Source organism: Rhodopseudomonas sp. BR0M22 (assembly GCF_010907035.1).
In the GTDB taxonomy this organism is placed as follows: domain Bacteria; phylum Pseudomonadota; class Alphaproteobacteria; order Rhizobiales; family Xanthobacteraceae; genus Rhodopseudomonas.
Window position 1 is genome coordinate 26209 of record NZ_QUMK01000066.1, and the last position, 7109, is coordinate 33317.

A 7109-nucleotide genomic window follows, 5' to 3' on the forward strand; every position below is an offset into this window, starting at 1 on the left:
AATCGGGAGTTGCACGATGGGCAAGCTGGTGCTGGCGGCCAAGGTCAGTCACGTTCCCTCGCTGATGCTGTCGGAGACCTCCGACAGCCCGCTGCGACAAGCGCGCGTCGGCGCGGTCGCAGCGCTGCGCGAACTCGGCCGCCGCGCCGCACAGCGCGGGGTCACCACCTTCGTGGTGTTCGATACCCATTGGTTGTCGAATTTCGGTTATCACATCAACGCCAATGCGCAGCATCGCGGCTCGTTCACCAGCCACGAAGCGCCGCATATGATCCAGGATCTGCGTTACGACCTGCCGGGCGATCCGGCTTTGGCGCAGGCAATCGCGGCCGAAGCGCAGGGACGCGGGCTCAAGGTGCTGGCGCATCAGGTGCCGACGCTCGGGCTCGAATACGGCACCATCGTGCCGATGCACTATCTCAACGCCAGTGGCTGGGCCAAGGTCGTGTCGTTCGCTTCGCCGCTGTTCACCTCGATCGAGGAGAGCCGCATCCTCGGCGAAGCGACCCGCCGCGCGATCGACGCCTCGGACGAGAAGGTCGCGATCCTCGCCTCCGGCTCGCTGTCGCACCGGCTGTGGCCGAACAAGGATCTCGGCCCCGACGCCTGGACCACGATCGCCAGCGAGTTCAACCGCCAGGTCGATCTGCGGGTGCTCGAACTCTGGCAGTCGCGACGTTACCGCGAATTCACCGCCATGCTTCCGGACTACGCGGTGAAGTGTAACGGCGAAGGCGGCATGGCCGACACCGTGATGCTGTTCGCCGCGCTCGGGTGGGATGATTACACCGGCGAAGCCGAGCAGCTGTGCGATTATTTCCCCTCCAGCGGCAGCGGTCAGATTAATGTCGAGTTTCATGTAAGTTAATTTGCAGGTGTATGAAGCCCTCACTACCACCGCGACGCCTTGACAAACCGCTCCGGCCCCGGCGGAATCAGCACAGATCAGCGCCCAAGCCGCGGGACAGGCATGACCGGAGGACGACAGCTCGGAGTGCTTCAGTTTGCGATCCTGATCGGGATCGCGGCGCCGGCGTTGCCTGCCCATGCACAGTGGTGGCCCAACAAAGACCCGATCGATTACGAGGAGTGCATCGCCAAGGGCGAAGCCAAGGCGACCACGGCCGACGCCAAGTCCACGCTGCAATCGCATTGCGACGCCAAATTCGCCGGGCGGCGCAAGCCCGGCGGCGGTTACAGCTATTACGACTTCATGCAGAACCGCAGTTTCGACATCGCCGGTCCAAACCCGACGCCGGAGGAACTACGCAAAATCGACGAGGCTTATACGGCCTATCTCGACGAGCGCCGCCGCAAGATGATCGCCGCGGCGTTTGTCGCCAAGCAGCAGCAGATCGCCGCACTTCAGCAGCAACAACAGCAGCAGCAGGCGATCGAGTCGCCGCCGCTCCCCAGGCCGCGGCAGGTGGCGGACAAGCCGGCGACCGATAAGCCAAAGGCGCGCGTTGCAGCCGACCGCGCGAAAGCACGGGCGGACAAACGGCGGGCCGCGCGTCGGCGCACGCCGGAGCCGCCGCGCTACGCCTGCAGCAGCAATGATCCGGTGTCCTGCGGACTGACGCAGCTATCGGCCGGCTTCAGCGCGGTGAAGACCTCGCTGTTCGGCGCATCGACTGCGAACGCTGAACGCCGCTGAGCGCCGGCTCTGTCCCTCGACCTCGCCCGTTCAGCGACCGGAGCGCTGGATCACGTCCATCAGTTCCGCGATCTTCTGGCGCTGATCGGCCTTGTCACCGCTCGCGATCGCGTGTTCGACGCAATGCGCGACGTGATCCTTCAGCACTTCTTCCTCCACCCGCCGCAGCGCGGCGCGGACCGCTGATATCTGGGTGACGATGTCGATGCAGTAGCGCCCCTCCTCCACCATCTTGGAGATTCCGCGCACCTGCCCCTCGATCCTGCCCAGCCGTTTTTGACACGACGCCTTGATGTCCTTGTGCATGTCGGATATATACCCCTACACGGTATGGGTTACAAGCGCCAGGGTGACGCGATGCGCGACGGCGAGCATGCGGGGCACGACGCCTCTGTCAAGAACACGGATTGCTGCGGATCGAAGGGAGCGAACGCCCCGGCGACCTCGTCCTGCTGCGGCGGAGGCGCCAGCGCCGCGACACCGGCCGCGACGATCGACCCGGTCTGCGGCATGACCGTCGACCCGGCGACCACGGCGCATCGCTTCGATCACGACGGCAAGACCTATTATTTCTGCTGCGGCGGCTGCCGCGATAAGTTTGTGGCCGATCCGGCAGGCGTTCTGGCGAAGGCGGCGACGCCGTTCACGCTGCCGCCGAAGACAACCCCGAAGCTGCATCAGTTGACGGAGTTGCCGGCGAAGTCCTCGTGCTGCGGCGGCCATGGCGACCATGCGCATGATCACGCCCCCGCCAAGGCGGTCGATCCGGTTTGCGGCATGACCGTCGACGTTGCCACCAGCAAGCACAGCTTCGAGCACAACGGCACCACCTATCACTTCTGCTGCGGCGGCTGCCGGACGAAATTCGCGGCCGACCCGCAGCGCTATCTGGCCAAGGCGGCCAGTTCGTCGTGCTGCGGCGGAGCGCACGATCACGCAGGTCATGATCACGGCAGCGCCGACGACGGCAAGGTGATCGACCCGGTGTGCGGCATGAAGGTCGATCCCGCCACCAGCAAGCACAGCTTCGCCTACCAGGGCACGACCTATCACTTCTGCCGCGAAGCCTGCCAGACCAAGTTCGCCGCCGATCCGGTATCGTATCTCGACAAGAGCAAGGCCAAGCCGGCCGTGGACGTGCCGGAAGGCACGATCTACACCTGCCCGATGGATCCGCAGATCCGCCAGGTCGGCCCCGGCACCTGCCCGATCTGCGGCATGGCACTGGAGCCGGAGTTGGTGTCGCTCGACGACACGCCCAATCCCGAGCTCGTTGATATGACGCGGCGGTTCTGGATCGGCCTGGTGCTGGCGCTGCCGGCTGTGGTGCTGGAAATGGGCGGCCATCTCGTCGGCGGTCACGGCCTGATCGATCCGGCGCTGTCGAACTGGATTCAGCTCGTCTCCGCGACGCCCGTCGTGCTGTGGGCTGGCTGGCCGTTCTTCGTGCGTGGCTGGCAATCGGTGGTCACGCGCAACCTCAACATGTTCACCCTGGTCGCGATGGGCACCGGGGTGGCGTACATCTACAGTCTGGTCGCGACCATCGCGCCACAACTGTTTCCGCCCGCGTTCCGCGGCCATGGCGGCACCGTACCGGTGTACTTCGAAGCCGCGGCGGTGATCACCGTCCTGGTCCTGCTCGGCCAGGTGCTCGAACTGCGCGCCCGTGAGGCCACCTCCGGCGCCATCAAGGCGCTGCTCGGCCTGGCGCCGAAGACCGCCCGCAAGATCGAGGCCGACGGCAGCGAGCACGAGGTCGAGATCGACGGTCTCAGCGTCGGCGACAGGCTGCGTGTGCGTCCCGGCGAGAAGGTGCCGGTCGACGGCACCATCGTCGAAGGCCGCGGCACGCTCGATGAATCGCTGGTGACCGGTGAGTCGATGCCGGTGAGCCGCGAGACCGGCGGCAAGGTGGTGGCCGGCACGCTGAACCAATCCGGCGGCTTCGTGATGCGCGCCGATCAGGTCGGCCGCGACACCATGCTGTCGCGCATCGTGCAGATGGTGGCGCAGGCGCAACGTTCGCGCGCCCCGATCCAGCGCGTCGCCGATCTGGTCGCCGGCTGGTTCGTGCCGGCAGTGCTGCTCGCCGCGATCGCCGCTTTCGCCGCCTGGGCGACGTTCGGTCCGGAGCCGCGGCTGACCTTCGCGCTGGTCGCTGCCGTCAGCGTGCTGATCATCGCCTGCCCATGCGCCCTCGGCCTCGCCACCCCGATGTCGATCATGGTCGGCGTCGGCCGCGGCGCCCAGGCCGGCGTCCTGATCCGCAACGCCGAGGCGCTGGAGCGGATGGAGAAGATCGACACCCTGGTGATCGACAAGACCGGCACGCTCACCGAAGGCCGGCCGAGCGTCGTGGCCGTCGTGACGGCCGCCGGCATGGATGAGACCGAGCTGTTGCGGCTCGCCGCCAGCGTCGAACGCGCCAGTGAGCATCCGCTCGCCGACGCCATCGTCCGCGCCGCCAAGCAGCGCAGCCTCGATCTCGGCGACGTCGCCGATTTCGACGCGCCGACCGGCAAGGGCGCGACCGGCCGGGTCGCGGGCCGCACGGTGGTGATCGGCAACCCGGCGTATCTCGCCTCGCTCGGCATCGACACCGCATCGCTCTCGGCGAAGACCGATGAGCTGCGCGGCGATGGCGACACCGTGGTTCAGGTCGCAATCGACGGCCGCCTCGCCGGCCTGTTCTCGATCGCCGATGCAGTGAAGCCCTCGACGCCGGAGGCGCTGAAGGCGCTCGCCGAAGAAGGCATCAAGGCGATCATGCTGACGGGCGACAACCGCGTCACCGCGAGCGCTGTGGCCCGCAAGCTCGGTATCACCGATGTCGAGGCCGAGGTTCTGCCGGATCAGAAGAGCGCCGTGGTCGAGAAGTTGCGCAGCCAGGGACGCGTCGTCGCGATGGCCGGCGACGGCGTCAACGACGCCCCCGCGCTCGCTGCGGCGGATGTCGGAATCGCGATGGGAACCGGGACCGACGTGGCGATGGAAAGCGCCGGCGTCACGCTGCTCAAGGGTGATCTCGGCGGCATCGTCCGCGCCCGGAAATTGTCGCAGGCGACAATGCGCAACATCCGGCAGAACCTGTTCTTCGCCTTCGTGTACAACTCCGCCGGCATCCCGATCGCCGCCGGCATTTTGTATCCGAGTTTCGGCCTTCTGCTGTCGCCGATCATCGCCGCCGCGGCGATGTCGCTGTCGTCGGTGAGTGTGATCGGCAACGCGCTGCGATTGCGCCGGACCGCGTTGTGACGAGGTCTGGTTGCGACTAAGAGCCGCCAGCGTCCAGTTGATCTAACGCAAGGATCGACGGTCGATTGGACGTATTTTGCGGTCGCGTAGTTTTGCCGCAGATCGATTCATGTTTGCGGATAGCGACATCGAGGTCGGCCATGTCACGAATCATTGAATTGCTGAACGAAGAGCACCGCAACATCGCGCGCCTGCTCGACGTGCTCGAACGAGAGCTCAGCGTGTTCGATCGCCGCGAGCGTCCCGACTACGAAATTTTCCAGGCGATCATCCAGTACTTCAAGGAGTACCCGGAGGCCTGCCATCATCCGAAGGAAGACGTCGTCTACCGCATCCTCAAGGAGCGCAATGCTGCGGTGGCAGGAACCGTCGGCGACATCGAGAAGGAACACGAACTGGAAGTCGACCGGCTGGCGAATTTCGCCAAGGTCGTCGACGACGTGCTCGCCGATCAGGAGCTGCCGCGGCAGACCTTTCACACCGCCGCGCGCGACTTCATCGAGCACCAGCGCCGTCACATGCTGAAGGAAGAGCAACTGCTGTTCCCCGCCGCGCTCGAAACGCTGACGGCGGAAGACTGGGCCAAGATCGACGCTCGGATCGACGACCGCAAAGATCCGATCTTCGACGGCGAGATCGCCGGCAAGTTCCAGAATCTGTATGCGACCATTCTGCGCTGGGAGCAGGAGACCGAGGCCGAACGCAGCAAGGCGCCGGTGCGCGCCTGATCGGCGCCGAGATCCGCGCACATCGTCCGCTGACCAGCCGGATCGGGCGGCCGAAGCGCCGCCCCGAGATCAGTCGTCTTCGCCGGCGTAGTCTGCCCAGCAGTCCGAGGTCTCGTACACGCGCACGCCGGAAAGCTGCGGCAGCTCCGGCTTGGTCCGACGCCAGATCCAGACCGCGATGTTCTCCGCGGTCGGGTTCTCGAGCCCCTCGATATCGTTGAGACAATAATGGTCGAGCCGCTTCAGCAGCGGCCCGAACACCGCCTCGATCTCGAAGAAATCCAGTACGAAGCCGGTGTCCGGATTGACCGGACCGCTGAGCTGCAGCTCGACCCGATAGGAATGCCCGTGCATCCGCTTGCAGCGGTGTGTCTCCGGCACTTTGGGCAGATAATGGGCGGCTTCGAAGCGGAACGCTTGGGTGATCTTCATCGGTTTCGGGGGTTGGGGCGGCGGGCGCCGGCCGGAACGTCGGCGGCACCTATAAAAACGGTTGCCGCATTTGAAGCCGGCTATGCCCCCAAAACCGCCGCCGGGCAAGCCCGCCGCTCGCAGAGCCGCCCCACCGGGAGGCGACGATCAAGCCGCCTGCTGCTTGGCCGGCGGCCGGCGGAGGCGCCCACGCGGGGCGCCTCCGGAGCAGTTACTTCTTGGCCTTCTTGGCTTTCTTCGCCTTCTTGGCCGTCTTCGGCGCCTTCTTCACGGTCTTCTTGGTCGCCTTCTTCGTCGCTTTCTTGGCGACCTTCTTGGTCGCCTTCTTCGTGACCTTCTTGGCGGCCTTCTTCACCGTCTTGGCCTTCTTGGCCTTAGCGACGGTCTTCGCCTTCTTGGCTTTCTTCGCCATCTCGTCCTCTCGAGCTGATGGATACTAACTCCACACGAGACGGGACCGGGCTCGCCGATCTTGCAACCGCCTCCATTTTGATCCGAACAGATTCGCTGCCGCTTCTATCGGCTAACGAAGACATTTCGCGTTGTTATCCACAATTGTTCTCTCATTCCGCGTATGACTCAACGTTAACGCGAAGTGAACAGCGGTTGTCACTGCAATGCTGCGGCGCCGTTCACTGTTTCAAAACCAACTCGTATTTTTGCGAAGCATGATCAGATTCCGTTAAACGCTCGCGGCGCACCCTCTGCTCAACTTTGGGAGTAGTCATGGGCGGACGACAGATAGCAATCGGGGGGTGGGCGACCTCCACCGGGCGGAGGCGCGCATGTTGAGCATGCCGACGCTGTGGATCGTCTTCCTGATCAATTTCGTTTCGCTGGGCCTCGTATGGGTCCACGTCACCCGCAACTATCCGAACTTCACGCCGGCCCGCTACATGACGGCGGCGTGCTTCGTGCTCGCGACCGGCTCCGTCGTCGGCATGCTTCGCGTCGTGATCAATGTCGAACTCTCGCTGATCGGCGGCGGAACGTTAGTGGTCTTCGCCTGCTGTTTGTCAGCCATGGGCATGTAC

At 65.0% G+C, this 7109-nt stretch carries 7 protein-coding genes and 1 pseudogene; 5 read left to right on the forward strand and 3 right to left on the reverse strand.

Going from position 1 to position 7109, the window contains the following annotated elements; genetic code table 11:
* Window positions 1-16: 16 nt before the first annotated feature.
* Window positions 17-868, forward strand: a complete 852-nt coding sequence (gene hpaD, locus DY468_RS19445) for a 3,4-dihydroxyphenylacetate 2,3-dioxygenase (RefSeq protein ID WP_164606450.1) — start codon at window positions 17-19, stop codon at window positions 866-868.
* 102 nt (window positions 869-970) lie between these two features.
* On the forward strand, window positions 971-1657 hold the full coding sequence (locus DY468_RS19450) for a hypothetical protein (protein ID WP_164606452.1): 687 nt from the start codon (window positions 971-973) through the stop codon (window positions 1655-1657).
* Window positions 1658-1687: 30 nt separating this feature from the next.
* On the opposite strand, the gene DY468_RS19455 is transcribed toward DY468_RS19450, so the two are convergent.
* Complete coding sequence (locus DY468_RS19455) at window positions 1688-1963, reverse strand: metal-sensitive transcriptional regulator (RefSeq protein ID WP_011157220.1); 276 nt, start codon at window positions 1961-1963, stop codon at window positions 1688-1690.
* 51 nt (window positions 1964-2014) lie between these two features.
* On the opposite strand from DY468_RS19455, the gene DY468_RS19460 reads away from it, so the two are divergent.
* Together DY468_RS19460 and DY468_RS19465 are read left to right on the forward strand one after the other, a co-directional pair.
* Complete coding sequence (locus tag DY468_RS19460) at window positions 2015-4915, forward strand: heavy metal translocating P-type ATPase (RefSeq protein ID WP_164606454.1); 2901 nt, start codon at window positions 2015-2017, stop codon at window positions 4913-4915.
* Between the two features lie 140 nt (window positions 4916-5055).
* On the forward strand, window positions 5056-5643 hold the full coding sequence (locus tag DY468_RS19465; protein WP_164606457.1) for a hemerythrin domain-containing protein: 588 nt from the start codon (window positions 5056-5058) through the stop codon (window positions 5641-5643).
* Between the two features lie 69 nt (window positions 5644-5712).
* On the opposite strand, the gene queD is transcribed toward DY468_RS19465, so the two are convergent.
* The gene (gene queD, locus DY468_RS19470; protein WP_164606468.1) at window positions 5713-6075 is read right to left on the reverse strand and encodes a 6-carboxytetrahydropterin synthase QueD; all 363 of its coding nucleotides are present in this window, start codon (window positions 6073-6075) and stop codon (window positions 5713-5715) included.
* A 211-nt stretch (window positions 6076-6286) separates the two neighbouring features.
* On the reverse strand, window positions 6287-6487 hold the full coding sequence (locus DY468_RS19475; RefSeq protein ID WP_164606470.1) for a histone: 201 nt from the start codon (window positions 6485-6487) through the stop codon (window positions 6287-6289).
* Between the two features lie 373 nt (window positions 6488-6860).
* Here DY468_RS19475 and DY468_RS19480 point away from each other — a divergent pair.
* Window positions 6861-7109, forward strand: a pseudogene (locus DY468_RS19480) (GGDEF domain-containing protein); the annotation flags it as partial.

What these genes read in the sequence shown, in the direction of transcription:
- hpaD (WP_164606450.1), top strand. Translation starts at nt 17, where the DNA reads ATGGGCAAGCTGGTGCTGGCGGCCAAGGTCAGTCACGTTCCCTCGCTG.
- DY468_RS19450 (WP_164606452.1), top strand. Translation starts at nt 971, where the DNA reads ATGACCGGAGGACGACAGCTCGGAGTGCTTCAGTTTGCGATCCTGATC.
- DY468_RS19455 (WP_011157220.1), bottom strand. Translation starts at nt 1,963, where the DNA reads ATGCACAAGGACATCAAGGCGTCGTGTCAAAAACGGCTGGGCAGGATC.
- DY468_RS19460 (WP_164606454.1), top strand. Translation starts at nt 2,015, where the DNA reads ATGCGCGACGGCGAGCATGCGGGGCACGACGCCTCTGTCAAGAACACG.
- DY468_RS19465 (WP_164606457.1), top strand. Translation starts at nt 5,056, where the DNA reads ATGTCACGAATCATTGAATTGCTGAACGAAGAGCACCGCAACATCGCG.
- queD (WP_164606468.1), bottom strand. Translation starts at nt 6,075, where the DNA reads ATGAAGATCACCCAAGCGTTCCGCTTCGAAGCCGCCCATTATCTGCCC.
- DY468_RS19475 (WP_164606470.1), bottom strand. Translation starts at nt 6,487, where the DNA reads ATGGCGAAGAAAGCCAAGAAGGCGAAGACCGTCGCTAAGGCCAAGAAG.